The sequence below is a fragment of the Paracidovorax wautersii genome (assembly GCF_900113035.1).
Lineage (GTDB): Bacteria > Pseudomonadota > Gammaproteobacteria > Burkholderiales > Burkholderiaceae_C > Paracidovorax > Paracidovorax wautersii.
Genome location: NZ_FONX01000006.1, coordinates 16710 through 41887 on the forward strand (window position 1 = coordinate 16710; position 25178 = coordinate 41887).

The 25178-nt window shown below is 69.7% G+C and carries 21 protein-coding genes; 14 read left to right on the plus strand and 7 right to left on the minus strand.

The window, feature by feature from the left end; translation table 11 throughout:
• Positions 1-8: 8 nt before the first annotated feature.
• Both BM070_RS10680 and BM070_RS10685 read right to left on the minus strand, forming a co-directional pair.
• Complete coding sequence (locus tag BM070_RS10680; protein WP_139222799.1) at positions 9-1613, minus strand: ATP-binding protein; 1605 nt, start codon at positions 1611-1613, stop codon at positions 9-11.
• Between the two features lie 264 nt (positions 1614-1877).
• Positions 1878-2270, minus strand: coding sequence for a hypothetical protein (locus tag BM070_RS10685; RefSeq protein WP_059400242.1), 393 nt, complete (start codon positions 2268-2270; stop codon positions 1878-1880).
• A gap of 1145 nt (positions 2271-3415) precedes the next feature.
• On the opposite strand from BM070_RS10685, the gene BM070_RS10690 reads away from it, so the two are divergent.
• Positions 3416-4045, plus strand: a complete 630-nt coding sequence (locus BM070_RS10690; protein WP_059400243.1) for a DUF2325 domain-containing protein — start codon at positions 3416-3418, stop codon at positions 4043-4045.
• A 59-nt stretch (positions 4046-4104) separates the two neighbouring features.
• On the opposite strand, the gene BM070_RS10695 is transcribed toward BM070_RS10690, so the two are convergent.
• Positions 4105-5616, minus strand: coding sequence for an aminotransferase-like domain-containing protein (locus tag BM070_RS10695; protein ID WP_139222800.1), 1512 nt, complete (start codon positions 5614-5616; stop codon positions 4105-4107).
• An 11-nt stretch (positions 5617-5627) separates the two neighbouring features.
• Here BM070_RS10695 and BM070_RS10700 point away from each other — a divergent pair, with 11 nt between their 5' ends.
• The 9 genes from BM070_RS10700 (at position 5628) to BM070_RS10740 (ending at position 13931) form a co-directional block, all read left to right on the plus strand.
• Entirely contained in the window at positions 5628-6638 is a 1011-nt protein-coding gene (locus BM070_RS10700) for a 3-hydroxyacyl-CoA dehydrogenase family protein (protein WP_063840187.1), read from the plus strand.
• The gene (locus BM070_RS10705) at positions 6635-7657 is read left to right on the plus strand and encodes a threonine ammonia-lyase (RefSeq protein ID WP_092939576.1); all 1023 of its coding nucleotides are present in this window, start codon (positions 6635-6637) and stop codon (positions 7655-7657) included. Before BM070_RS10700 ends, BM070_RS10705 begins: the two co-directional genes overlap by 4 nt.
• A complete protein-coding gene (locus tag BM070_RS10710) occupies positions 7654-8178 on the plus strand; it encodes a RidA family protein (RefSeq protein ID WP_059400246.1) in 525 nt (174 codons plus the stop codon). The genes BM070_RS10705 and BM070_RS10710 overlap by 4 nt, the downstream gene beginning before the upstream one ends.
• The gene (locus tag BM070_RS10715) at positions 8162-9490 is read left to right on the plus strand and encodes an aspartate aminotransferase type Ic (RefSeq protein ID WP_242455306.1); all 1329 of its coding nucleotides are present in this window, start codon (positions 8162-8164) and stop codon (positions 9488-9490) included. The genes BM070_RS10710 and BM070_RS10715 overlap by 17 nt, the downstream gene beginning before the upstream one ends.
• Complete coding sequence (locus BM070_RS10720; protein ID WP_059400247.1) at positions 9487-10005, plus strand: cupin domain-containing protein; 519 nt, start codon at positions 9487-9489, stop codon at positions 10003-10005. The genes BM070_RS10715 and BM070_RS10720 overlap by 4 nt, the downstream gene beginning before the upstream one ends.
• Positions 10006-10089: 84 nt before the next feature.
• Positions 10090-11070 carry a Bug family tripartite tricarboxylate transporter substrate binding protein gene (locus BM070_RS10725; protein WP_059400248.1) on the plus strand — a complete coding sequence of 327 codons (981 nt, stop codon included), beginning with the start codon at positions 10090-10092 and terminating at the stop codon, positions 11068-11070.
• A gap of 2 nt (positions 11071-11072) precedes the next feature.
• Positions 11073-12116, plus strand: coding sequence for an SMP-30/gluconolactonase/LRE family protein (locus tag BM070_RS10730; protein WP_242455307.1), 1044 nt, complete (start codon positions 11073-11075; stop codon positions 12114-12116).
• Between the two features lie 98 nt (positions 12117-12214).
• Positions 12215-13204 carry a Bug family tripartite tricarboxylate transporter substrate binding protein gene (locus tag BM070_RS10735; RefSeq protein ID WP_059400249.1) on the plus strand — a complete coding sequence of 330 codons (990 nt, stop codon included), beginning with the start codon at positions 12215-12217 and terminating at the stop codon, positions 13202-13204.
• A gap of 16 nt (positions 13205-13220) precedes the next feature.
• Positions 13221-13931 carry an alpha/beta hydrolase gene (locus BM070_RS10740; RefSeq protein WP_082136753.1) on the plus strand — a complete coding sequence of 237 codons (711 nt, stop codon included), beginning with the start codon at positions 13221-13223 and terminating at the stop codon, positions 13929-13931.
• Here the strand turns inward: BM070_RS10740 and BM070_RS10745 are convergent.
• The 3 genes from BM070_RS10745 to BM070_RS10755 all read right to left on the minus strand — a co-directional run bounded on the left by BM070_RS10745 (position 13884) and on the right by BM070_RS10755 (position 18861).
• Complete coding sequence (locus tag BM070_RS10745) at positions 13884-15350, minus strand: MFS transporter (RefSeq protein WP_059400250.1); 1467 nt, start codon at positions 15348-15350, stop codon at positions 13884-13886. The two genes, BM070_RS10740 and BM070_RS10745, sit on opposite strands and share 48 nt — an antisense overlap.
• A 194-nt stretch (positions 15351-15544) precedes the next feature.
• Positions 15545-17431, minus strand: coding sequence for an FAD/NAD(P)-binding protein (locus BM070_RS10750; protein WP_063840188.1), 1887 nt, complete (start codon positions 17429-17431; stop codon positions 15545-15547).
• 59 nt (positions 17432-17490) lie between these two features.
• A complete protein-coding gene (locus BM070_RS10755) occupies positions 17491-18861 on the minus strand; it encodes a KamA family radical SAM protein (RefSeq protein WP_059400441.1) in 1371 nt (456 codons plus the stop codon).
• A 157-nt stretch (positions 18862-19018) separates the two neighbouring features.
• On the opposite strand from BM070_RS10755, the gene BM070_RS10760 reads away from it, so the two are divergent.
• The 4 genes from BM070_RS10760 (at position 19019) to BM070_RS10775 (ending at position 22425) form a co-directional block, all read left to right on the plus strand.
• Complete coding sequence (locus tag BM070_RS10760; RefSeq protein ID WP_059400252.1) at positions 19019-19870, plus strand: LysR family transcriptional regulator; 852 nt, start codon at positions 19019-19021, stop codon at positions 19868-19870.
• A gap of 287 nt (positions 19871-20157) precedes the next feature.
• Positions 20158-21150, plus strand: a complete 993-nt coding sequence (locus BM070_RS10765; protein WP_059400253.1) for a hypothetical protein — start codon at positions 20158-20160, stop codon at positions 21148-21150.
• A complete protein-coding gene (locus BM070_RS10770; RefSeq protein ID WP_059400254.1) occupies positions 21144-21929 on the plus strand; it encodes a hypothetical protein in 786 nt (261 codons plus the stop codon). The genes BM070_RS10765 and BM070_RS10770 overlap by 7 nt, the downstream gene beginning before the upstream one ends.
• A gap of 160 nt (positions 21930-22089) precedes the next feature.
• Entirely contained in the window at positions 22090-22425 is a 336-nt protein-coding gene (locus tag BM070_RS10775) for a hypothetical protein (protein WP_059400255.1), read from the plus strand.
• Positions 22426-22430: 5 nt separating this feature from the next.
• Here BM070_RS10775 and BM070_RS10780 read toward each other — a convergent pair whose 3' ends face one another.
• Complete coding sequence (locus BM070_RS10780; protein WP_059400256.1) at positions 22431-25178, minus strand: conjugal transfer protein TraG N-terminal domain-containing protein; 2748 nt, start codon at positions 25176-25178, stop codon at positions 22431-22433.

Below are 25178 nucleotides of genomic sequence, written 5' to 3' on the forward strand. Positions count from 1 at the left end.
GGCGAAGATCAGCCGAGTAACTCCAGCACATGCTCTTCCGGGCTCGGCCCTACCGACAGGCGGAAGGTGCGACCCACCATCACTGGAAACCGTTCCAGGTTGAGCCGTTCCAGCATCGCGCGCAGCGTGGACACGGGGTCGCTGGCGCGCATGCGATGGATGAGTTCGGCCAGCATGGCCGTATCGGCCTCCATGTCGTCCTCGTGCCAGTGGCCATCCGAATCCACAAAGTCCGATGCCTGCTGAACCGCGCAGCCAGAGCATTCGCCGGCGGGAATGAAAAGCGTCCCTTCATGGGCGAGGCCATCCTCTTCGAGCTCCACGGTCTCGCCGCCGGCCTCGAGGCGCACGCGTTCGCACAGAACCACGTCGGCCCATAGCCAGCGTCCCTCCAGCCGCGTGCGGAGTGTCTCGCCCACGGCCCGCACGCTGACGTCGCGGGCCGACAATTCGCGCACGTGGGCATGGACCCAGTGGCCCGGACCCAGGACATGCGCGTCGAAGACGACCATCTTCAACGACCATGCAAGCATCCAATCGGCCATCGATTCATCGGATGGCGCGTCGAGGCTCACCAGGCGGAGCCGGCCCGATTCGACCTCCTCGCGCGTCGGGGCCGAGGCCAGCGGCTCCATGAAGTCGCGGGAAGGGAACGCCTCCTGGACAGGGTACGTGATCGTGTCGCAGAGTACCCGCGGCAGCACCGGCACGTCGTCCAGAAGATCGAGGTGCTTCCACATGTGCATCGCCCCGTAGAACGTCTCGACGAACTCGGCAGCGGGAAGACTGCCTTTCCTGTGCAGGAGAATCCGCCGCCACAGGTGCGTGACCGCCTCGTCGACCGCCTTGAGCTGTGTGTCCTCATCGATCAGCCTGTCGCGGTCAGGCAGGCGAGCGAGGTGTCGAGCCGGGTCCAAATGGACCACGTTCGAATCGTCGTGCTCGTCCAAGTGGCTGGGCCGGCGGTTCACGCAGAAGCCCTGCAAGTAGACGCGCGTGCGCACCGAGCATCTGCCGTCGACGGACCCCGACAGGCGCACGGCACCGACAGGCGTGTCGTGGAACCCATCGCCGTTGCTGGCGTCGGTCGCGTCCGGTCTCGGGATCAGCCGCCCATTGAACTCGACGGGCACCGGGAAGCCTCGGCACATCGGGCCGATGCGCCGGTGCAGCCCTTCCAGGTCCACGCCGTACAGTTCGACGATGGTCCCGGGATGCACGCCGACAGCGCTCGGCCTCACTGGAACGGACGCGTGCGCCAGCGCTGCCGCCGTGTCGATGTCCGCTTCGAGGCCCCCGCTCGTGACGATGCAGCGCGTGGAGGCATAGAGGCACTTCGAGAAGCCGACCCCGAACGGCTGCTCCTGCCGCTGCAGGTCTTGGTCCCAGCCGGACTCGTGGAAGGTCAGCAGCTTCTGGAAGTCGCCGAGGCCTCGGCCGTTGTCGCGCACGCGCAGCGTGCGGCTCGGCTCGTCATGGCTCACCTCGATCAGTGTCGCGCCCGCGCGGCGGGCGTTCTGCAACAGTTCCGAGACGAGGGTGAAGCGGTCTGTGAAGGCATAGCGCTGGTTGCGCAGTGCGCCTTCGCTGTTGATGCGAACTTGGATCTCCATGGGTTTCTCCATCGGAAAGAAAGGCCACGGGCGACGAGGGCAGCCGTGGCGCGAGGAAGGGCCCGCGAGGAGCGGAAACTCTGCGGGTGCGATTCGAAGGACCGCGAATGTGCGGCCTGGGAGACGAACGACGCCGCGCGAGCCGGCGCCGCGGCCGGCTGGCTGGGAGCGCCAAGGCGCCCCGGACTCGCTCGCGTCACGTTCAGAAGAAAGGAAGTGCGTCGTCCCCGAGGGAGACGACGCACCATGGCCCTCGCGGCGCGATCAATGCGGCGCCGGCGCCACCATCGACTGCAGCCGGTCGATGACCCCAGGCTCGACGAAGACGCAGGCCTGCTTGTCAGGGATCGGCACATCGAAGATCTGCGAAAACACCGGCCGCCGCAGGTGGGCCAGCCGGCCCGTTCGGTACGCCTGCTCGGGCTTCAGGCGTCCGTCCGCCGGCGGGCCGCTGCGCTCTGGATCGCACTCGACCAGCGCGACGTAGCCGTCATCGAACAGCTTCTGGTGCTCGGGGCACAGGCCCCAGCCCGTGGTCGTGTGAGGCTCCATGCTCGCGCGCAAGCGCTTGTCCAGCAGGATGGCGCCGGTGTCGAACGTCGTGCCGCACACCAGGCAGGCGTGCTGCTCGAGAGAAACGTGGGACTTCTCGCTCATGATGCGCTCCGGCCGCAGGAATGCAACTGGCTGGAAGCGGCATCCCCGCGGCGCTTTGCCGCAGTCGTCCCCTCGGAGCGCTTCAGATGGCTCCGGAAAAGATGGGAACGGGTCTTGTGCGCGGGCCGTTGGCCCGTGAATGTGGTGAACATGCTCATCTCCAAAATGAGTGAGACGAGAGATGCCCTCGCCCCGCGGGGAAGGGATCCCCCGTCGGGTTGGTCTGCAGGCCGCAAGGGCCTCGGTTTTCGTGGCGGCGCGATTCGCGCCACCACCGTTGCACCGGCGTGGGCCTGTGCACGTTCAACGCGGCACGCGGTGGAAGCGCGGCGTCGTCAAGCATGCGAGGCGCAGCGCGATGAAGCCCGCCTCTCAGGTGCTCCGTAAGAGACGTTCCGGGGCAGTGGTGCCTCGGGCGGCGACGCCGCAGAGAGGTCGCTGCGGTTCGCCAGCAAGCTGCAGGCAAACGCGCGCGGCCTGCGCGGATGCGCGATCGAAGCGCTCATGCTTGTTGTCTGCGCTGCATCTGCGGCAACCGAGAGTGCAGCGGGACGCGAGGGCGGGTTTCGACCGCGACGCCAGCCGAGCAGGCTGGACTCCATACGCCCGTCGCGGGGGATGGAGGCTGGGCGGACCACGATGTCCGCTGAACGCAGGCACAGTATGGTCCCGCAGAGGCTGCGGGTCATGGCAGTTGCCTTTGCGGCCACACCGAAACGACGGAACTCGCCGCGCATTCGGCAGGAGAGGCGGCGGCGCTGGTTCAACGTGACAGCTGCGGCGTGGGATCATCGATCGCGCAAGGATGGGCGTGGAGACGCCTGACAGCGCCAGCGCGCGGCGCTCCCATGTCGGGGGTACCGTCGCACCGCAAAGGGGAAATACGTCCTATCTATAGTTTGCAGGTTTGCCCTGCATGCTGAGGTGGAGGCCTTGCCGCGATGCGGCCGGCTCCCGTTGGGCCATCGTTGCCGAGGGCTCCAACCGCTCGGCGGGAACCGCCTGCGGTGGCCGGGGCCTGGCGGCCGCGCCCTCCACCTTGCGATCCCTCGGGCGGTCCGGGCCCGGAGGGTCGGGGCCGCCATCGCGGCGTACCTGTTCATGTGCTGCACGAACGAAGGTTCGGGGCAGCGGGGAGTGAATCGATGATCGAAAGGAAGGAATCTGCGGTGCCGCCCTCAGGTTGGGAGTACGGCCATCGGCTGCGCGAGCCTGGATGCGACCAGCGGCGCTGCAGCGAACTGCTGAGCGCGCAGGCACGGGAGATCGAGCGCCTAAGCCGCGAGGCCGTGAAGCTGCGCGCTGCGGTCATCATTCGTGAGACCGCCTTGATGTGGGAGCGCGAGGACCGGGCGGCGCTCGTCCAGGCGGCTCCGGGCCTGCCTCGCAGGGTGACGCTCGCCAGGCATGTGGAAGCGTTGCTGGCGCGCGTTCAGGAACTGATGCGCGAGCGGGCGCGCTGGCAGCGGCCTCAGGATGGCAAGGGCGAGGGAGCGCTCGCCGCCGCTGGCATGGTGTCACAGGACACGTTTGGCGATGCGGGACTGGCGGCCGAAGGCGGCGCGGCCGTGCTCGAGGCCAGTCTCAGGGCGGCGGACCTCGTGATATGCCAGACGGGCTGCCTCAGCCACGGCGCCTACTGGCGGGTCCAGGACCACTGCAAGCGGACTGGCAAGGCTTGTGTGATGGTGGAGCGTCCTCAGGAACTGCGCATCGTGCGCATCGGCAAGGATGGGGATGGCGAGAGCCGTTCAGGAGCCGTACGGGTTCTGTAGTTGCCCGGCCATCGCCTTCGGCCATGTGCTGATTGCGCGGCGCAGTCGCCGCCGGCAGATCAGTCGATCACGCTGAGCAGAGAGGGATTCTGCGCCAGCAGCCCCCGCACACGCTGCAGGGCGATGGTGACGTCTTCCCGCGACGGGACCGCGCCGGTGGCGATGCGCACGGCGTTGGGCGCCGAGGCCGGGTCGAGCGAGAAGACCTTGGCCGGCGCCACCACCACGCCCGCTCGCCGCAGCCGCATCGCGAAGTCCGACGCGTCCCAGGGGACGGGCAGCGGCAGCCAGAAGAACAGCGCCTCGTCCGGTACGTGCGCGGCGTGTTCCCCCAGCAGCTGCCGGGCCAGCCCCTGGCGCTCCTGCGCCTCCGTGCGGACCTGCTTGATCAGTTTGGCCATCTGGCCATGGCGGATCAGGTGCGTGGCCAGCGCCGCCTCCAGCGGCGGGACTGTCTGCATGGTGGCGCGCAGGATCTCCGCGAGGCGCTCGGCCTTCTCGGCATCCGGCGCCACGACGTAGGCGACGCGCAGGCTGGGCGAGATGAGCTTTGCCAGCCCGAAGACCGAATAGGTGAGTTCCGGGGCCAGCGTGCCCAGCAGCGGGGGCGGGTCGCGGTGCAGGCCGCCGTAGGCATCGTCCTCCACGAGGGTGAGGCCGCGCCGGCGCGCGACCTCGACGAGCGCGCGGCGCCTGCGCAGGCCCATCACCGCGCCGCTCGGGTTCTGCAGCGTCGGCACGCAGTACAGCACCGTGGCCTGCGACGCCTGCGCCGCGGCGTCCAGGGCGTCCGGCAGGATGCCTTCGGCGTCCAGCGCGACCGGCACGAGTTCGATGCCCAGCACCGTGGCCAGGGTGCGCATGGTCGGCCAGCACATCGCTTCCACCAGCAGCCGGCCGCCGGTTCCCACGAGGCTGGACAGCAAGCCGATCAGTGCGTTGCGCGCGCCCGAGGCCATGGCCAGGCGGCCGCCCACCTCCAGGTCGAAGCGCGGCTGCAGCCAGTCGCGGCCGGCCGCGAGGTCCAGCGCCGGCACCGTGCCGGCGCGACGTGCCAGGAAGTCAAAGCTGCGGTCGCCGGTCAGCCGCGCCACCGCGGCCGCCAGCGTCGATGCGATCTCCAGGTTCGGCGGCCACGTGGAAGTGAGGTCGATAGGCTCGCGCACCCCCTCCTCGGGCGCCGGCTCGGCGACGGTGCGCGCGAAGCCCTTTTCCGCCGCCACGAAGGTGCCCTGCCCATGGCGCGACTGCACGAGGCCGATGCGCTTGGCCTCATCGTAGGCGCGCGTGACGGTCGTGAAGTTAACGCCCAGCTGCCGGGCCATGTCGCGCTGGGAAGGCAGCGGCGCTCCGGGCGAAAGCCTTCCCTCCCGGACCTCTTGGGCCAGCAGTTCAACGATGCGCAGATACAGCGGGCCGCCCATCGCTTCGATGGCGGCCTGCCAGCGCGCGGACTTCTCCTCTCCGCCTGCTTGCGGTCTACGTACAGATGACATACACTTCTTGTGCGATATAAGTGAACTGTACGGGAAATCTCCATACAGTTTGATCTCATGGGTGTCAGCGGACAAAGGAGCCAAGTATGAGTGAAGCGGGTGCGGTGGTGGTCGGCAGCGGAATCATGGGGCGGGACATCGCCGCGATCTTCCTGAATGCGGGTTGGCAGACGCAGGTCGTGGCGCCCGCGTCCGGGGAGTGGGACGCGGTGCGGCGCCACGTGGCCCAGTCGGTGTCCCAGATGGGCGGGCAACTGTATGGCGACCTGTTGCACCTGCGGCCGGCGCTGGATGCGGTGGACTGGTCCGGCGTGGAAATCGTCATCGAGTCCGTGACCGAACGGCTCGAGGTCAAGCAGGGGGTGTTCGCGCAGCTCGACGCGATGGTGCCCCGGCACGTGCCCATCGGTTCCAACAGCAGCGGCATGCGCATCACGGACATCGCCCGCGCCTGCAGCAGCCGGGAGCGCATGGCCAACGCGCACTTCTTCCTGCCCGCCCACCTCGTGCCGCTCGTGGAAATCGCGCGGGGCGAATTCACACGGGGCGAGACGATGGACCGCCTGATGCGGATCTTCTCGGACGTCGGGCGGATCCCCGTGCGCGTCAACCGGGACGTGCCGGGCTTCCTAGCCAACCGCATCCAGCACGCGCTGATGCGAGAGGCGTTCTCGGTCATCGACGAGGGCCTCGCGACGCCCGAGGACGTTGACGCAGCGGTGCGCTTCGGCTTCGGCTTCCGGTACGTGGCGGCGGGGCCGATCCTGCAGAAGGAGTTCGCGGGACTGGACACGCAGTTTGCGGCGGCCTCGTCGATCTACCCGACCCTGTGCAACGACAGCGTGCCCAGCCGCACGCTGCGCGAGAAGGTGGCCGATGGCCGCTTCGGCACCAAGAGCGGGCACGGCTTCTGGCGCTGGACGGACGAGCAGATCGCGCGCGAGCGGTCGCGCTACGAACAGGTGCTGCTGCAGGCACAGCGGCTGCTCGCGCCCTCGGCGCTGCCGGGCACGGCGGAGCCGGGCGAGGGCGGGGCGGCCCCGGCCGCATGGGCGCCGGCGGCGGCACAAGAAGTGGTGGGGAGCGGCACGCCATGACGACCCCCGTGATCCCGGAGACGGAGCGCTCCCCGGTCGACGTGCAGGCCATCCACCGGGCCGCCCAGCGGCTGCAAGGATGGGCCGTCACCACGCCGCTGTTGCGCTGCGATGAACTGGACGCGCATGCCGGCGGGCGCGTCTACCTCAAGGCCGAGAACCTCCAGCGCAGCGGTTCGTTCAAGTTCCGCGGCGCCTGCAACCGCATCCTGGCCTTGACGCCTGGCGCGCGCGCGCGCGGCGTGGTGGCCTACTCCTCGGGCAACCATGCCCTCGCGGTCTCGCAGGCGGGCCGGATGCTGGACGTGGCCGCCACGGTCATCATGCCGGCCGACGCGCCGGCCATCAAGATCGAGGGCTGCCGCGCGAGCGGCGCGACGGTGCTGTTGTACGACCGCGAACACGAGGACCGCGAAGCCATCGGCCGGCGGCTCGTGGTGGAGCAAGGCCTGACGCTGGTGCCGCCCTTCGACGATGCGCTGGTCATGGCGGGCGCAGGCACCGGCGCGCTGGAGGCCGTCGCGCAGATGCAGGGGCAGCGCGTGGACACGGCGCTGGTGTGCTGCAGCGGCGGCGGCCTCGCGGCGGGGTGGACCCTGGCGCTGCGCGCGGCATGGCCCGATGCCCGCATCGTGGTGGTCGAGCCCGAGGGATTCGACGACACGGGGCGCTCGCTCCGGTCGGACAGTGCGCAGACCAATGCGCGCAGGTCCGGCTCCATCCAGGACGCGCTGCTCGCTCCTGCGCCGGGCCAACTGACCCTGCCGGTGCTGCGGACCCACGCGGCGCAGGGCGTCACCGTCTCGGACGCCGAGGCGCTGGAGGCCATGTTCTTCGCCTTCGCCGCGCTCAAGCTCGTGCTCGAGCCGGGCGGGGCCGCACCGCTCGCGGCCGTGCTGGCGCGCAAGGTCGCGCTCGAGGGCCGCAACACCCTGGTGGTCTGCTCGGGCGGCAACGTCGATCCGGCGGTGTTCGCGCGCTGCCTGTCCCTGGGCACGGAGCGGGGAGGACGGGCATGACGACCGCAGCGACCCGCTCGCCCGAGCAGCGCGTGCGCGAGCTTGGCCTGGCGATCCCGGAGGACGTCGCGCCGGCCGCCCACTACGAATTGGTGACCGTGCACGGCGGCCTGCTGTACCTAAGCGGACAGCTGCCGCGCGTGGACGGCCGCGTCGCGGTGACCGGCTGCGTCGGCGGCGGCGTCAGCCTGGAGCAGGCGCGCGAGGGTGCGCGCCTGTGCACGCTGCGCGCCATGGCCGTGCTGCGGCAGGCGCTCGGCTCGCTGGACCGCGTCGAGCGCGTCCTCAAGCTGCAGGTCTTCGTGCACAGCGACCCCGCCTTCACGCGGCACAGCGATGTGGCCGACGCGGCCTCCGACCTGTTGGTCGAACTCTTCGGGTCCGCCGGCCGCGCCGCGCGCACCGCCATCGGCGCCGCCCAGCTTCCTCAGGGCGCCAGCGTCGAGCTCGATCTGATCGTCGCCTCCACGGCGGCGGTCCCGTCTTCCAAGGAGCCTTCTCACCATGCCATCCACCGCTGAAGCCTTCATGGCCCCCGGACCGACAGCCGGGGCCGCCCCGGAGTCCCTGACCCCGCCGTCCGGTGCCTGGACGCCTGACGAGCGCCTGCGATGGCAGGCCCGCTTCGACGCCTTCAAGGCACGCGGCCTGCGCATCGACATGACGCGCGGCAAGCCCTGCACCGAGCAGGTGGCGCTGTCGGACGCGATGCTCGACTGGCCCGGCGTCGGTGGCCACCGGACGCAGGAGGGGGGCGATGCGCGCAACTACTACGGCAGCCCGCTGGGCCTGCTGGAAGCGCGCACGCTCTTCGCGCCCATGCTCGATGCGCCGCCCGAGCAGGTCGCGGTGGCCAACAATTCCAGCCTCGCGCTGATGCACGACACGCTCGTGTACGCCCTGCTGCACGGGGTGCCGGGCGGCGCGGCGCCCTGGCATGGCCAGGGGGCGAGGTTCCTCTGCCCGGTTCCGGGCTACGACCGGCACTTCGCGATCTGCGAGGCCTACGGCATCGAGATGGTGCCGGTGCCCCTCACGGGGCACGGGCCCGACATGGATGCCGTCGAGGCGCTGGTCCGCGACCCGCGGGTCAAGGGCATGTGGTGCGTGCCGGTCTACAGCAACCCCACGGGCGAGACCTACGCGCCCGAGGTCGTCGAGCGGCTGGCGCGCATGGCGACCGGCGCGCCGGACTTCCGGATCTTCTGGGACAACGCCTATGCCGTGCACCATCTCACCGACGTGGAGGAATCGGTGCCGGGCATCCTCGCGCTGTGCGCGCAGGCCGGCCACGCGGATCGGCCGCTGGTCTTCGGGTCGACGTCCAAGATCACCTTCGCGGGCGGCGGCCTGGGCCTGCTGGCGGCCTCGCCGGCCAACCTCGCCTGGTACGCCCGGCATGCGGGCGTCCGCTCGATCGGGCCCGACAAGCTCAACCAGCTGCGCCACGTGCGGCTGCTGCGCGACCACGCCGGGCTGCGCGCGCACATGGCCCGCCATCGCGCCATCCTCGGGCCCAAGTTCGCCTTGGTCGAAGCCTGCCTGCGGCGCGAGCTGGCGGGCCGCGGGCTCGCCAACTGGACCACGCCGCGTGGCGGCTACTTCGTGAGCCTGCAGGTACGCGACGGCAGCGCCCGGCGCGTCGTGGCGCTTGCCCAGGAACTGGGCATCGCGCTGGTGCCGGCGGGCAAGGCCTTTCCCCTCGGGCACGACCCGCGCGACAGCCATCTGCGCCTGGCGCCGAGCTTTCCGGGCCTGCAGGAGCTGGAGCAGGCGATGGAAGGCATCTGCCTGAGCGTCCTGCTCGCCACGACCGAGGAGGTGCTGCCATGAAGGGCCACCTGATCGCCTTCGCTGACTACTTGGCGCGCACCGCCCAGCCCGTGGGCCGGCCCGCCATCTGGCGCAAGCCCGATGTGGGCGCGGCCCTGGCGGCCCAGCCGAGCAGCCCGCAGCGGCTCACGCGGGCCATGGCGCTCACGCGCAGCGACGAGCCCGGGGCCTTCGCCCTGAACGGCAGCATCTCCCTGATCGTCCAGGCTCTGGGGCCCGGCGAGCGCGGACGCATGCACAGCCATTCGTTCTGGCACCTGTACTTCGTGCTCAAGGGGCAGGGCGCCTCGGAGATCGCCGGCGAGCGCATCACCTGGTCGGACGGCGACAGCTTCTACGTGCCGGCCTGGGTCGCGCACGACCTGCAGAACCTCAGCGACACCGAGGACGCCATCGTCTATTCCGCGCAGAACCTGCCCGAGCAGGCCTTCAGCGGCGCCCTCATGCGCAGGGAGCCAGGCGGCGGCTACGCGCACATCGCCTCGGATCTTCCCGCGGAGGCCGCCAGGGACTGAGCGGCGCGGCGCCCGCGCATGCCTCGCTTCCGCCCTTCCTCACGCCGTCCCTTTCCCATCCCTCAACCCGTTTCAGGAGTTCCCATGCATCTCGCCCGATTCCTGCGCGCGGCCACGGCCGCCCTCGGCCTGTTCGCCGCGCTCGCCACGCATGCCCAGTCGCTCGGCGACCGGCCGGTGCGTCTCATCGTTCCCTTCGCCCCCGGGGGCGCCACGGACATCGTGGCGCGCGCGGTTTCGGACGCGCTGGGGCGCGAGCTCGGCCAGCCCGTCATCGTCGAGAACCGCCCGGGCGCGGGCGGCTCCGTCGGCGCGAACTTCGTCTCCAAGGCGCCGCCCGACGGCACCGTGCTGGGCCTGGCCACCGTCTCCACGATGGCGACCAATCCGGCCATCAACCCGAAGAACCCGTACGACCCGGTCACGGGCTTCACGCCGGTCATCACGCTCGCCACCGTGCCCGTGGTGCTCGCCGTCAACGCCGCCAGGCTGCCGGTGAACAGCCTCGAGGAGCTGGTCGCACGGCTCAAGCGCTGCCCGGTGCCCTGTACCTTCGCGTCGGCGGGCACGGGCGGCGTCGGCCACCTGGACGGCGAGCTGTTCAAGGCGGTGTCCGGCACCGACCTGGTCCACGTGCCCTACAAGGGCGCGGGCCCCGCCATCTCGGACCTGCTGGCGGGGCAGGTGGACATGATGTTCGACAACCTGCCGTCGATGCTCCCGCACATCCAGTCGGGTGCGCTGCGCGGCATTGCCGTCATGAGCGCGCAGCGCAGTCCCAGCCTGCCGCAGGTGCCCACGTTCACCGAGGCCGGCATGCCCGCGCTCGACAACACGGCGTGGATGGGGCTGGTCGCCCCGCCCAAGCTGCCGCAGGCGCTCCACGACAAGCTCCAGGCCGCGGCGGCGCGCGCGCTGGAGGATCCGGTCGTGCGCCAGCGCTTCGAGAAGGCCGGCATCCGGCCCGTCGGCGGCACCTCGGCCGCGTTCGCGGCGCTGATCGAGCGCGAACTGGCCGTGCGCCGCAAGATCGTCGCGGAACGCCAGCTCAAACTCGAGCCGTGAGCATGCCCATGGTCCACGCTGGCCCCGTGCGGGCCTATCCGCTGCCGCGCGACTTCCGGGTGGGCATGTCCGAGCTGCGGCCGGCCTTCGCGGGGCTCAGGAGCCCGGAGTGCATCCTCGCGAACCACGAAGGCGCGTTCCTGATGTCGGACCGGCGCGGGGGATTCACCGCCATCGCGCCGGACGGCCGCGCCCGGCTCGTCCGGGGCGCCACGCTGGCGGGTGGACCGCTGCACGCCAACGGCATCGCGCTGCGCGGCAACGGCTGCGTGCTGGTCGCGCACCTGGGCGACACCGACGGCGGCGTCTACGAGCTGGGCGCGGACGGACCGGCCGTCCCTGTCGTCACGGCGTTGGAGGGACGGCCGCTGCCGCCGACCAACTTCGTGCTGGAGGACGCCGAGGGCAGGGTGTGGTTCACGGTCAGCACGCGGCGCATCCCGCGCATGGCGGCCTGGTACCCGGACGTGGCGGACGGCTACATCGCGGTGCACGACGAACGGGGAACGCGCATCGTGGCCGACGGGCTCGGCTACGCGAACGAACTGGCGTTCTCGCCGGACGGGCGATTCGTCTACGTCAACGAGACCCATGCCCGGCGCCTGTCGCGGTTCCGGCTGCGGCCCGGGCCGCGGCTTACCGATCGCGAGACGGTGTGCGAGTTCGAGCCCGGCGACCAGCCCGACGGCGTGTGCTTCGATGCCTTCGGCGGCGCCTGGCTGACCTGCATCGTGAGCAACAAGGTCTACGTGGTGCGGCCGGACGGCGAGCGCCAGCTCGTGCTGGCCGACACCGACAACGCTCACGTGCGGCGCTACGTCAGCGACCTGGAGGCGCGGTGCCTGCAGCGCGACAGCATCTGGACCTGCGGCAGCAGCGGGCTTGGGAACGTCTCGAGCCTGTGCTTCGCAGGACCGGAGCGCCGGACCGTGTACCTCGGGTCCCTGCTGGGCGAGCGCGTGCTGAGCTTCGACAGCCCGGTGCCCGGCATGGCGCCGCTGCACTGGCAGCGCCGCTACGCCGCGGGTGTCGGACCGGGCGCCTAGCGCCCTGGGCGACGCGCGGCAAGGAAATCCCTGTCCCGCAGCGGCCCGAGCCGGGCCTTGCCTTCATGTTCACCATCACCCCATTGGAGAGACACACCATGCCACGTCTTCTGCACTCCCTCGCCGCCATGCTGGCGGCCCTGGCCACGCTGCTTCCGGCGGCAGCCAGCCGCGCCGAACAGCCCTGGCCCCGGGACACCATCCGCGTCGTCGTGCCGTTCGCGCCGGGCGGGCTCACCGATGTGATCGGGCGCACACTGGCCCAGGAGCTGGCTGTCTCGCTGAAGGTCCCCGTGATCGTCGAAAACAAGTCCGGCGCGTTCGGCCTCGTTGGCACCGAGCACGTGGCGCTCGCCAAGCCGGACGGCAACACGCTGCTCGTCGGCGGCGGCATCGTGGCGCTGGCGGATGCCCTGTACCCGAAGCTGCGCTTCGATCCGCGCAAGGACCTGACACCGGTCTCGATGATCGAGCGCAACGGCCTGCTGCTGGTCGCGACGAATGCCGACGAGCGCTGGCGCACGGCCGGCCTGCCGGACGTGCTGGCCCGGGCGAAGGAACGCCCGGGGAGCGTCGCGGTGGCGAGCTTCGGCTCGGGCAGCATCAGCCACATGGCGCTGGAGGCGCTCAAGACCGCCAGCGGCGCGGACCTGCTGCACGTTCCCTACCGCGGCACTGCGCCAGCCCTGCCCGACCTCATCGGCGGCCAGGTGCCGCTGATGCTCGACAACAGCGTGACGGCGCTGCCCCAGGTCCAGGCGGGAAAGATCCGCGCAATCGCCTACACGGGCAGCCAGCGGCTGCCCCAGCTGCCGGATGTGCCGACGTTCGTGGAGATGGGCATGCCGTCGATGCAGATCTACAACTTCTTCGGGCTGTACGTGCCGGCGGGCACGCCGGCGCCCATCGCCGAGCGGCTGAACGCGGAGGTCAACCGGATCTTCCGGGAGCCGAAGGTGATCGCCCGGTTCGCGGAGATGGGCGCGGAACTGTACCCCGGGACGGCGCGCGATTTCGCGCGTTTCCTGGAAGGGGAGCGCTCGCGGTGGGGCCAGCTCATCCGCACGCGCGGGATCCGGCCGGAATGAACCTGCCGAGCGGGGAATGGGCGAATTCACGTTCGGTGTCGCCTTCCGGGGCGGGATGCTGCATGCCACGGCAAGCTGGGATGCGGCGCGCTGTTCCCCGCAGGACTACGCGCTGTTCCTGCACGGCGGCGGAGCCGCCACCAGCGCCGACGGCACCCGCTATCTGCGCGAGGCGCTGGCGCGCGAGGGCGTGGCCTGCGCGGCCTTTGATTTCTCGGGCCATGGGCGCAGCGGAGGGCGGCTCGCGGACGCGACGCTGCGCCAGCGGCAGGAGGAAGTGGCGTGCGTCGTCGAGGCGCTGAGGCCGTCGCGGGCCCGCGCGCTCATCGCCACCAGCATGGCCGGGCACACGGCCTGCCGCGTGCTCGACGCAGTTCGGCCCAAGGCCCTCGTGCTCTTCTGTCCCGCGGCGTACGAGGCGCGCGCCGAGGACGCGCGCTTCGGCACGGCGTTCCGCGAAGTCATCCGCGCCACCCGCACGTTCGCCGATTCGCCGGCCCTCGATGCCCTGGGAAGGTACGCAGGGCGCGTGCTCGTCGTCTATGGCACGGCGGACGAGGTCATCCCTGAGGCCGTGCGGGACGGCTATGCGCAAGCCGCCGCCCATGCGCGCAGCGCCGAGCTCGTGCGCCTGGAGGGTGCGAGCCACCGGCTGCACGACTGGCTGGCCGGCCGGGCATCAGCCCGGCGGGACCTGGTGTCCCGGCTGCTTCCCCTGCTCGCCTGACGCGCAGCCCGGCCCGGCGGCGTGCGCGGGTGGCTCGCGAAACGGCAGGACCGGCAGCCGTGTCGCGGCCAGCGACGCCAGGCCCAGGATTGCCGCGAAGGCGGCGAAGAGGATGCCGAGCGTCTGCGGGCCGACGACGGGACCATTGGCCTGCACCGCGAGACCGTCCGCGCAGGCCGCGCATGGTCCCGGCATCTGAGGCACCAGGGCGCTGGAGGCGGCGACGCCGATGGCCGCGCCGACCGCCCGCGCGAACATCTGCAGGGCGGTGGCGATGCCGATCTCGCTCGGCGGGACGGCGTTCTGGGAGGCCAGCGTCATGGGCGGCTGGCTGGCGCCGATGCCCAGCCCCAGCAGCAGCATCCAGGCCACCGCCGTCCAGGCGGCCGAGCGGCCGGGCGCCCAGGCCAGGGCGCCCGCCGCGATCGTCGCCAGCAGCAGTCCCGCGAGCGCAGCCGGCTTGTAGCGGCCGCTGCGGCGCATGTACTGCCCCGACAGGAAGGCGCCCAGCACCACGCCGGCCAGGGGCACCGCGAGCGCGGTTCCCGCGCTCGAGCCGCTCATGGCGTGGATGCCCTGAAGGTAGACCGGTGCCTGCATGTACAGCGCCCCGTGGACCATCGCGACAAGCAGGCCGACGGCAGATGCCACCGCGACGACGCGGTGGCGCCGCACGGAGGCGGGCACCAGCGGGTAGCGGGCCAGGGTCTGCCAGCCCAGGAAGGCACCGGCGAGCGCGGCGGCCGCCCCGAGCAGCGCCAGGGTGGGGGGCTGCATCCAGCCGATGCGACGACCCGACCAGGACAGCGCGAGCAGCAGGCAGGCGGTGGCACCGGACATCAGTGCGACGCCGAGCGGATCGAGGCCGCCCCGCCGTCCGGCCGCGGGCCGGCCGTCGAGGGTGCGCCAGCACAGCGCCGCTGCGGTCGCGATCAGCGGCACCTGCAGCCAGTAGATCCAGCGCCAAGACGCATGGGCCGACAGCAGCGCGCCGGCGAGTGGCCCCGCGAGGCCGGCCAGTGCGTGGGTACAGGAGATGTAGGCCTGGTAGCGGCCACGCTCGCGCGCCGTCAGGATGTCCGCGACGATGGCGTTGGGCAAGGCGACCAGCGCGCCGCCGCCCAGCCCCTGGACGCTGCGCCCCGCGACCAGCGTCCCGAGCGAAGCGGCCCATCCGCACACCAGGGCGCCAGCCAGGAACAGCCCGAGCGCGCCGAGCAGCACGCTGCGCCGTCCGTAGAGGTCGCTCAGCCGCCCGGCGAGCGGAGCACTTGCCGTGGCGCTCAGCAGATAGGCCGTCACGACCCAGACGACCTCGTCGCGGGCATCGAAGGTCCGGGCCATGGCGCCCAGCGCGGGCGCGACGAGCGCCTGGTCCGCCGCCCCCAGCAGCATGACCGGCACGAGCGCCCAGAACACCGCGTGGACCTGGCGCGCCGCGACGCCCCCGGGCGATCCTGTGCGTGCCGTCCTGGCGGGATGGGGAGGGCTTCGAGGCCGCTTCGGTGCCACGGCTCACGCGCCCACGGCGCGCCGGAGGCTCGCCGCGGTACGTCGGAGTTCCGACAGGAACCGCCTGCGGATCCCCGTCGCGGCCCGGCGGCAGGCGGGCGTCATGGTGCGGGCCGGTCTGCGGCTTGCAGGGTGCGGGCACTGGCGCCTGTGGTCTGCCGCGCGATGTCCGAGAGCATCTCGAGGATGCAGCGCTGCGCATCCTCGGTTTGCCGCGACGGGATGTGCGGGCGCGGCAGCGCATGGGTGTAGAAATGCGGACCCTCGGCAGGGTAGCCGAGCACCCAGATGTCGGGCCGTGCCGTGCCGTCGGCGCCGATGGGATGCATCGCTGCGTCAATGTCGATACCGCTCGGGTGGTAGTCGCCGTTGCGGAAAGGGCGAATCAGCCCGCGCGCGAGGAGGTGGGACGTCAGCGTGGAGGCGTCGGTCAGCGGCGAGTAGGCATCCAGCCGGGCGATCACAAGGACGTCGGCCTCGCTGCTGTGCGTGCCGGCGGGGTAGGGCGCCTCGATCCGGAACCGCGCCAGACCGTCGTCGGCGACCACCCGCGCGCCCGGCCCGCCCACGATGTCGATCAGCCCCGCCTGCCGCAACGCCAGGTACTCGGCGTTGCGCTGGCGCGGCGGACCGAAGGCCACGCGGTTGGTGGCCGCGTTGAAGTCCTGCACGAAGAAGCGATGCGATGCGGGCGTGAGCCCGCCGTGCTCCACGGCCGCGCGCAAGGCTTCGCGCGTGTCGCGCAGGACATCGGTGGCGGCCTTCACGGCGCTGCCCCGGTTGCCCTTGGCGGCCTCGAGGAGGTCCTGCTCGACGAGGCCGTGCACGAAGGCCTGGAACGCATCGAACGAGGCAAAGGAGTTCCGCTTCAGCGGCCAGAGAATGGACTCCAGGGCCAGCAGCTCGTCCGGCGTCGGCTCGAAGCCCTCGCCGGGGCCTGGTGCGTCCCCTTCGGCGTCTTGCCCGGCACAGCGGTACGCGTACGCCATTTCCCGAAGGACGAGCGGCAGCACGTCTGCCTGGAAGTCAAGGCGCGGGTCGCCCGTGGCGGCGAGCACGGCCTGCCTCGTGCGGGCCACGGTCTCCGCAGTGAAGAAGCGGGCCTGGTGGCGGCCGGTCAGTCCCTTCTGGTTGACGCCCCGCGCCGCGAAGGGCAGGCTGTTGCGGGAGAACAGCAGCAGGCGGGGCTCCCGGCCGGAGGGCAGGTAGCGCAGCGCACCTGGGGCCTGAAGGTAGCGACCGCCGCGTCCCAGCGTCAGGGCCGACACGACGTCGTGCGCGGTCAGGCCCAGCCCCTGGACGGCCACGGTGGCGGCCGCCGGGATGCTGTCCAGCGTCTCGATGGGGTAGGGCGAGGCGAAGTACGCAAGGCGGCCGTTGCGCGGAGCGTGGCGCGCGGCGAAGTCCGCGAACGAGCGGTCCTCTTCGGTCGGCTGGCGGCGGCCGTGGCCCGTGGTCAGGAAGAGATAGCGGGCCGGGTGCTCCCCGCCGTCGGCGCACACCACCCGGTGGCCCTCGGCCTGAGGAATCACGTCCCTCACGCGCTGGCGGTGGTGGGCCACGGTGACGTGTGCCGGCAGCATACCGGCGATGCGCCGGTAGGCCCAGGCGAGGTATTCGCCGAGCAGGCTGCGCGGCAGGTGGTCGGCCTGGGTGATCGGCACGCCCGATCCGGGCGCCTCGCGATGGAAGCGGTTGCCATGCCGCCGGTAGCCCGCGCCGTGCGCCCACTCGACCAGCGAGATGCCGCCCTGGCCTCCCGCCTTGCTCGCGGGTGCGAAGACGGTGACCTGCGAGGCCACGGTGTTGATGAGCAGGTGATCGGGCTGGGCGGAGCGGTGGCAGCCTTCCCCGGCCACGCCGTCGTCGTAGACGTCGATCCGGACAGGGGTCGCAGCGGGGAGCCTGTGTGCATGCTCCAGAACCCGCTCGAGCACGGTGAGCCCGCGCGGGCCCATGCCGATGATGGCCATCCGTATCGCTTGCATGGTCGATGTCTCCTCGTGTGGCGCCGTGGTCCGTGGGTCCGGCGGGTATGCCCGCGGGCTCAATGCACCGCGGAAGCGATCGGAATGGAGCGCGCGCCCTCGTGGCGGATGGGACCGTCCGTTGCGTCCTCTTCCTCGAAGAAGAAGCGGCGCGCGCCGAAGGCCGGGCGCAGCTGGTCGAGCCAGCCCGCCTGGTCGTCGAAGCCGGCATAGAAGGGCCTTCGCACCCAGAGCGGATTGCGCGCCTGCAGGAACTGCAGCGCGAACACCTTCTCACCGGCGAGCTCGACCACGCCGTCGATCATCACCTTGCCAGGGAATGCGCTCATCGATGGGCCGCGCACCGTGCGCGCGAGGCCGGAGACCGAGCGGTAGGCGCGCTGGAAGATGTCGTAGGCGCGCGCGAGGGGAAGCTTGAAGTAGTCGCTGGGGCCGGTGTCGCGCTCGACGAACATGTAGTACGGCGTCGCGCCCAGCCTCACGCCGGTGGTCCAGAGCTCGCTCCAGCAGGCCGGGTCCTCGTTGACGTGGCGGATGAGCGGCGCCTGCATCCGCAAGGTCGCTCCCGTGCCGATGATGCGCCGGACCGCCTGCTGCGCGACCGGGTGCTGCAGCTCGCGCGGATGGTTGTAGTGCCCCATCACGGCGAGATTGCGTCCGGCGGACACGATGCGCTCGAACAGACGCATCAGCTCGTCGGCGTCCTTGTCGCTGACGAAGCGCTGCGGCCAGTAGGCCACGGCCTTGGTCCCGATGCGGATGTTTTGCACGTGCGCCAGCTCGGGCGCCAGCAACGGCTCAAGGTACTCCGACAGCGAGCGCGCGTTCATCACGAGAGGATCGCCGCCGGTGATCAGCACGTCGGTGACTTCGGGGTGGCGGCGCAGGTAGGCGACCAGTTCCTGCGACTCCTTGGCATCAAACTTGAGTTCCTCCATGCCGACGAACTGCGGCCATCGGAAGCAGAACGTGCAGTAGGCGTGGCATGTCTGCCCCGCGCTCGGGAAGAACAGGACGGTCTCGCGGTACTTGTGCTGCAGGCCGCGCAGCGCGACACCGTCCAGCATGGGGATGTTGTGCGTCATCTGCCCGGCCGGGTGCGGATTCATCCGCATGCGGATCGACCGGACCACCGGATCGATCGCGGCGTCGGGCTCGCCGTTGGAGACCATGCGATGCAAGAGCGAGAACTCACTCTCGAACAACATGTCCCTGTGCGGGAAGGTCAGCCGGTAGATCGGATCGTCCGGAATGTTGTCCCAGTCGATCAGCTGGTCGAGGACATAGGCGTTGACGCGGAAAGGGAGCACCCGCGCCACGATGTCGATCGCCAGCCGCTGTTCGCCGGACAGGGCTTCCCATTGCGGCGCTTGCCGGATCGTGAGACGTGTGTAGGGCTTGTACCTGGCTGCGGCGGGGACTTGTTGCATGGCTGCTCCCTGGTTGAAGGTCTGCGGACGGCGTGGGCCGTGCATGGAAATCCGGAAGGGTCCATGCGTCGCGGTGCATTGGGAACAATCTATCGGCGCGGGGCGCCGAGATAAAGCCAGCAGCAGCTGTTTCAGAGATAGCGGCTCGTTGTCCAGCATGCGCCAGCACCTCGATCTCGCCGCCGTGGAGACCTTTGTTCTGGTGGCCGAGCTGCACAGCTTCACGCTGGCCTCCGAGGCCCTGGGCATGACGCAGGCCGGTGTCAGCGCCCAGGTGCGCCGGCTCGAGGCCGCGATGGGCAGGCGCCTCATCGATAGGACGCCCAGGCACGTGCGCCTGTCCACCGAGGGCGAGGCCTTCCTACCACTGGCGCAGGATCTGCTGGCCGCGCAGCAGAGCGCGTTGGAAGGGGTGAAGGTGCCGGGCCGCGAGCTCAACATCGCGATCAGCGATCACGTCGCGGGGCCGGAGCTGCCCGAGATCATCGCGCGCGTGAACGCACACGATCCTGGCTTGCTCCTGAAGGTGCGCGTCGACTTCTCGAGCGAGGTGCGCAAGGCCTTCGAGCAGGGCGATCTGGACGTGGCGGTGATCCGGCAAGGCGCGCGGCGCGATGGCGATCTGCTCTTCGAGGACTGCTACGGCTGGTACGCCAGCCGCACGGCGCGACTCGCGGGCAAGCCTCTGCCGTTGATCACCGTGGTGGAGACCTGTGGCGTGCGCGCCCTCGCCATCCGTCTGCTTGTTCGCTCCAACGTGCCGTGGGTCGATGCGTTCCGCGGGGGAGGGGTGGCGACCGCCATCTCCGCGGCGGCTGCGGGAATCGGTGTGCTCCCACTTCCCCGCCGCCTCGCGACGGCGGGGCTCGTGGAGGTTGGCGAAGCCCTCGGACTGCCGGCTCTCCCGCCGGCCAAGGTCGCCATGCTGTCGCGCAGCGTCGACGGCTCCACGAAGGGCACGGTACGCACCTTGCGTTCCGCGTTCCGTGCGTCGGTGGGGTGCCGGTGACCCCGCCCGCGATGGCCACCGGCAGTGCCATCGGTGGGGGCCTGGGCATGGCTGCATGCCAGACCGAGCACCACGCCGGCGACGCCGAACGGTGCAAACGCCTCCTGGCCGGCGTGGGGAGCTGTGCGCAGGTGCGGGCCTGCCGGCCTCGGCCGGGAAGCCGACGGCTCACGCGCCTGCGGCCCGTACGGCGCGTTCCCTGGGATGTGGCGTTTTTGGATAACAGAAGTTTGCACGATAACTTCTTAGATGTTATTGTGCGAAAAGAGAGTTATGATGCAAGGGCAATGGAGAATTTCGAGGCAGAAGTGCGGGCGTACCTGCAGCAGGTCCTGGGCCTTCGCATCCAGGACGCAACGCCGTGGGCGGGTGCCGACGAGCTGCCGTATTTCCTGCGCGACGCCTTCCGTTTCAGCGAAATGGTCCTGCTGGGACAGGGCGTCGTGCTGGCCTTCGCGCCATCCGCGCAACGGCCGCCGCTCAGCGAGATCCGCAGGTGGATGGACAAGGTCCGGGCGGTATCGGGCAAGCCGGTGATCTACGGTACGGACGCGTTGGCATCGTACGAACGCAAGCGCCTGATCGAACACCGGGTGCCGTTCGTCGTGCCCGGCAACCAACTCTACCTTCCCGACCTCGGGCTGGATCTGCGCGAGTACTTCCGGCAGCGTGCTCCGGCGGCTGAAGAGGCACTGAGCCCTTCCGCTCAGGCCGTGCTGATCAGCGTATTGTTGAGACAGCCCTGGCAGGCCGAATGGCAAGCCTCGGCCATCGGGAGCGCACTGGGCTACACGGCCATGACGATGTCGCGGGTGGTCAGGGAACTCGCCAAAACCGGGCTGGCGAAGCCGTACGCCGTCGGGCGGTCGCGCTGGCTGCGGATGGATTCGCACCCGCGGCAGATCTGGGAGCGGGCAGCGCCGCTTATGCGCACACCCGTGAAGAGAACCGTGTGGGTGCCCGGGAGCGCAAACGCCGTCGGGCAGCTTCGGCTCGCCGGCCTCAGCGCCCTGTCGCGCCATACCCTCGTGGCTGAGCCAACCACTGTCGTGTACGCGGCTGGGCCGGCAGAGTGGAAGGCCGCCAGCAAGGTCGGCATGCAGGTGCTGCCCGAGCCGACGCCAGCCGCGCACGAGTGGCAGCTGTGGGCCTACAGCCCCGCTCTGGGGCCGGAACGGGCGACCGTGGATCCGCTGTCGCTGATCCTGAGCTTGCAGGACAGCACGGACGACCGGGTCCGAATGGCGCTGGATGAACTGAAGGAGCAACTGCCATGGTGAGGGGCCTGGATCTCTTCCGGCACTGGTTCGAGGAGCATGCAGACCAATATGTCCTGATTGGCGGCACGGCCGCCACGCTGACCATGGAGGACGCCGGCCTCCCATTCCGCGCCACCAAGGACCTGGATGTCGTTCTCCACGTCGAGGCGCTGACGCCTGCCTTTGGCGCGGCGTTCTGGAGCTTCGTGGAGGCCGGGGGATACGGGATCCGGCAGGCCAGCGAGACCGGCAAGCCGGTGTTCTATCGCTTCCAGAAGCCGGCCGACGAGCGCTTTCCGGCCATGGTCGAACTCTTCGCGCGCGCACCGGAGGGACTGGAGCCGGCCGCGGGCAGCCGCCTGACGCCGATTCCGATGGAAGAGGCCGTGTCGAGCCTGTCGGCCATTCTGCTGGACGAGGACTACTACGAGTTCATCCTGTCCGGCCGCCGCGAAGTGGACGGCCTGCCATGGGTCGGTGAAGACCGGTTGATCCCGCTGAAGGCCATCGCGTGGCTGGAGTTGAGCCTGCGCAAGGAGCAGGGCGCCAATGTCGATGGCAGGGACATCCGCAAGCACCTCAATGACGTGCTGCGCCTGTCCCAACTGCTGGCACCAGCGACGCGCATCCCTTTGGCGCCCAGGATCGGGGACGACCTCCGCCGGTTTCTCGATCGCGTCGTGACCGACGATTCGATCGATCCCAAGGCCCTGCAGCTGGGCGACGTGACGGTTCACGAGCTCGCGGCGCGCATAGCGCGAGCGTATGAGCTGGATCAACGAGACGGGGTGTCTGGATGATCGAACTCCGTCAGGCCATGAGGTTTCGCTCGGCGTCCGACTAGCGCACGCATCGTGAGAGGGTAGAAGGTGGCGAGAGGTCCAGAGTCTTGCCTGGCAGCAGATGCATTGCACCAATCGATTCGAATCGCTAAGGTTGAGACCATTCAGAGAGGCTCGTATGCGGAAAATCGTCTTCGTCGTCTTCTTGCTGCTTGGCATTGGGGCGGGATTTCTGCCAGCTCGCAACGATGACTGGGGGCTGCGGATCGTGATGATGGCTGTCGGCGCTCTGTTCGGTGGAGCGATCGGTGGCGCGCTGTCGCAGTTCGGGAAGCGACGGCAGCGGCCTCGCCAGCTTCGGAACACCGAGGAGGCTGATTCAATCGCCGGCTCCGACATGATGGGCCGCGAAGCTGCCTTCAACTATTGGCGAGATGAAGGTCATTTACCCTTCACGAAGCCCCCGCGCCCTGAGCATGGGTCCCATATGTTGGATGCCGATAAGAACATCTAACCTAGCTATTTCTTCAAGACGTCCTTTATCGCTCGCGTCGCGTTATCGACGAGCGGTGCAGCGTCCTCTTTGACCTGCTTGCCCGCCTGCAACACCAGGGAGCGTTCGGATGCAAGGGTGCCGTCGGCCGTGCTCGTGATCTGTGCCTTTCGGTCGAATTCGCCTTGGTCGGCTGACGTGAGCGCCCTGATGCGCTCTCCTTCCTCGCGAACCGTGCTCCGCAGCGACGATGGCGTGTTCGCTACAGACGCTGTCGACGTCGCCGACCCTCCGAAACCTATCACCTCCCCTTGATTTGATAGGTGACGTCCGGCAAGGTCAGGGGCTAGTGCAGGATCGCTGGAGTTCTGCATATGCTGTGCTCGAACATCGCTGAAGGCCGTGGGCACCCCTGTGCCATCCGAGAAAACGCGATTCGGCCGCAGGGACTGCCGCGCCAGTTCCGCCTCCATCAGGATGCGCGCAGAGGCGCTGTTACCGCCGTACTGTTCAGCGTAGCGGGTGAACATTGCAAGGTTGTGAGGATCCTGAGCGATGTCGATGGAGATGGTCTCCCCCCTTTCATAGGCCGTCGAGACGCGCTCGGCGAAGGCACTTCGCTCCGATAGGCTGGCGTCGGCGCGCTCCGACCTGGCTGTGCTCGTCGCAAGGCGGGCCGCGAGATCCTGTCCCTCACGCGCATCGCTGGCAACCACCGTCATGAAGCTCCTGTCTCTGGAGACTCGATCGCCAAACTGCTTGAAGTCGGCCAACTGCTCCGCGGTCATTGAGCCAAGGGCCTTTTGCTCGGCCGAGGAGAGGCTCGAACTGTAGTTCTTATCCACGGCGCCCCCAACGCCGAGACGAGCAGAGGCCCCAAAGGCAATGCGCGCCGCCTGGGCCTGTGTTAGGCCTGTTGTGTCCGCCACGCTCTTGCTGACCTGGTCGAGCCGGTGGAGCGTCTCGCCGAACTGTTCGAAGCTGCTCGACGTGGAGCCGCTGCTGCTGCGCGAAGAGTTCAGCTTGGCCATGCCCTTGGTGAAGGCTTCCGCGAGGACGGCCGAGCGCTCGGAGCTGGCCGCGATGGCCTCGCCGCGCGCAGCATCCACCTGATGGCTCGCCTCCTGAACGTCCTGCTCCGACACCCGCATGGAGACTACCCTCGACGCGAAGCCCTGGTTGCGCAGCAGGCTGACCGCGGTCCTTCCGGTGAGCGCGTTCGACGAGAAGGTATTGCCGCTGAGGTCGTGCTGCCAGCTGCCCATGAAGGCCGAGGTGCGTTGCGGCGCGAGCTGCATCTGGTCCATGGAGATGTTGCCCAGCGAGGTGTTCCCGACGGTCGAAGCAGCGGTCGCGCCCGAGAGGCTGGCCTGAAGGCCCGACAGGCCGCCCACGAGCGCGGTGCCGAAGTTCTCCATGCGCTTGAGCGCGGCCCAGGCGACGAACGGGATGCTCATCGCCAGGTAGCCGACGATCGCCTCGCCGGAGAGCGCGCGCGAGTAGATGACGGAGGAGGTCTGGAGGGTCAGTGCCCGTGCGCCCGTGCCGAGGTCCGCCGCGGCGGCCAGGTCGTAGGCCGCATAAATGGAGGCCATGTAGTTCAGCACGGCGTAGAGAGGCGGCCACAACTGGATCCATATGAGGATCGTTGCGTAGCCTTTGATGGCCAGCATGGTCTCGCGCCCGCTGGTCAGCATCAGCAGCAGCACCATGAGCGGGAACAGGACGTAGGTCAGCGCTTCGATGACGTTGCGAAACACCGGCAGCGCCTGCTCGGCCACCTTGCCGTAGTTGAGCCACGAGGCGTTCATCTGCGCCACGGCCTGGGCGCGGCCCACGGCCAGCACCATCGCGGCAGGATCGTTGACCTTCTGCCCGATGATCTTACCCGTGTCCTCCAGTGCGTTGAGCATGGCGTTTTGCCGGATGATGTCGGCGGCGGTCGCCGAGGCATCGGCGATGCTGTTCTTGAGGTAAGCCTGTTGGACTTGCCCCGCGATGGCCGCCGCCGCCGCGGTCGCGGGGAGCGTGGGATTGAGCTGGAATGCCAGGCGTCCCTGGATCCGTTGGAGCTGTGCGGGCAGCCGTCCGTTGAGGCTCTGGTAGACGTTCGGGCAGGTGTCCACCCCCACATTGCCGTTCGCGCCGGTGAGCGTGCTGAAGCGCGCTGGGTTGGGTGAACCCATGAGCGCCCAGACGTCACCCGACGCAGAGAACGCGGCAGGGTCGAGCGTGCCGTCGATGAGGTCGTAGGTCGTGCAGTTGTGGATGAAGTTGATCAGGTCGGTGCGGAAGTCAGGGCTCTGGAACACCACGTTGCCGGTCTCCCGCACGAGGCGATTGCCGAACATCAGGCCGTTGCGCTGGTACGCCAGTTCCTCCGGCAGCGCCCCGGGGCCGGGGATCTGCTGGAACGCCGTCTCGAAGAGTCCCGTGATCGTGTGCCCGACGGTGCTGGTCATGCTGCCCAGCAGCGCCACGCCGAACGGCACGTTGTCCACGACACGGACCGCGGAGCCACCGGTCTTGTCCACGATCCCCACGGTCACCTTCGGCACGATCAGGATGCTGAAGACCAGCATCACGGAGGCCAGCCACTTCCACCCCTCGAGCTTTTCCGGGGCGAAGGCGTAGGCGATGAGCGCGGTGACGAAGCCGCAGAAGGCCACCAGCGCCACGGCCGATGCGTAGTCGCCGGACGAGTGGACGGCCGCGGTGGCGTTGAAGATCCCGAACAGGCTGTCCGCGTTCTGGTAGGCGTAGATCTCCCACAT

Coding starts and splice junctions, on each gene's coding strand:
- BM070_RS10680 (WP_139222799.1), bottom strand. CDS start 1,613: ATGGAGATCCAAGTTCGCATCAACAGCGAAGGCGCACTGCGCAACCAG.
- BM070_RS10685 (WP_059400242.1), bottom strand. CDS start 2,270: ATGAGCGAGAAGTCCCACGTTTCTCTCGAGCAGCACGCCTGCCTGGTG.
- BM070_RS10690 (WP_059400243.1), top strand. CDS start 3,416: ATGATCGAAAGGAAGGAATCTGCGGTGCCGCCCTCAGGTTGGGAGTAC.
- BM070_RS10700 (WP_063840187.1), top strand. CDS start 5,628: ATGAGTGAAGCGGGTGCGGTGGTGGTCGGCAGCGGAATCATGGGGCGG.
- BM070_RS10705 (WP_092939576.1), top strand. CDS start 6,635: ATGACGACCCCCGTGATCCCGGAGACGGAGCGCTCCCCGGTCGACGTG.
- BM070_RS10710 (WP_059400246.1), top strand. CDS start 7,654: ATGACGACCGCAGCGACCCGCTCGCCCGAGCAGCGCGTGCGCGAGCTT.
- BM070_RS10715 (WP_242455306.1), top strand. CDS start 8,162: ATGCCATCCACCGCTGAAGCCTTCATGGCCCCCGGACCGACAGCCGGG.
- BM070_RS10720 (WP_059400247.1), top strand. CDS start 9,487: ATGAAGGGCCACCTGATCGCCTTCGCTGACTACTTGGCGCGCACCGCC.
- BM070_RS10725 (WP_059400248.1), top strand. CDS start 10,090: ATGCATCTCGCCCGATTCCTGCGCGCGGCCACGGCCGCCCTCGGCCTG.
- BM070_RS10730 (WP_242455307.1), top strand. CDS start 11,073: ATGCCCATGGTCCACGCTGGCCCCGTGCGGGCCTATCCGCTGCCGCGC.
- BM070_RS10735 (WP_059400249.1), top strand. CDS start 12,215: ATGCCACGTCTTCTGCACTCCCTCGCCGCCATGCTGGCGGCCCTGGCC.
- BM070_RS10740 (WP_082136753.1), top strand. CDS start 13,221: ATGGGCGAATTCACGTTCGGTGTCGCCTTCCGGGGCGGGATGCTGCAT.
- BM070_RS10750 (WP_063840188.1), bottom strand. CDS start 17,431: ATGCAAGCGATACGGATGGCCATCATCGGCATGGGCCCGCGCGGGCTC.
- BM070_RS10755 (WP_059400441.1), bottom strand. CDS start 18,861: ATGCAACAAGTCCCCGCCGCAGCCAGGTACAAGCCCTACACACGTCTC.
- BM070_RS10760 (WP_059400252.1), top strand. CDS start 19,019: ATGCGCCAGCACCTCGATCTCGCCGCCGTGGAGACCTTTGTTCTGGTG.
- BM070_RS10765 (WP_059400253.1), top strand. CDS start 20,158: ATGGAGAATTTCGAGGCAGAAGTGCGGGCGTACCTGCAGCAGGTCCTG.
- BM070_RS10770 (WP_059400254.1), top strand. CDS start 21,144: ATGGTGAGGGGCCTGGATCTCTTCCGGCACTGGTTCGAGGAGCATGCA.
- BM070_RS10775 (WP_059400255.1), top strand. CDS start 22,090: ATGCGGAAAATCGTCTTCGTCGTCTTCTTGCTGCTTGGCATTGGGGCG.
- BM070_RS10780 (WP_059400256.1), bottom strand. CDS start 25,178: ATGTGGGAGATCTACGCCTACCAGAACGCGGACAGCCTGTTCGGGATC.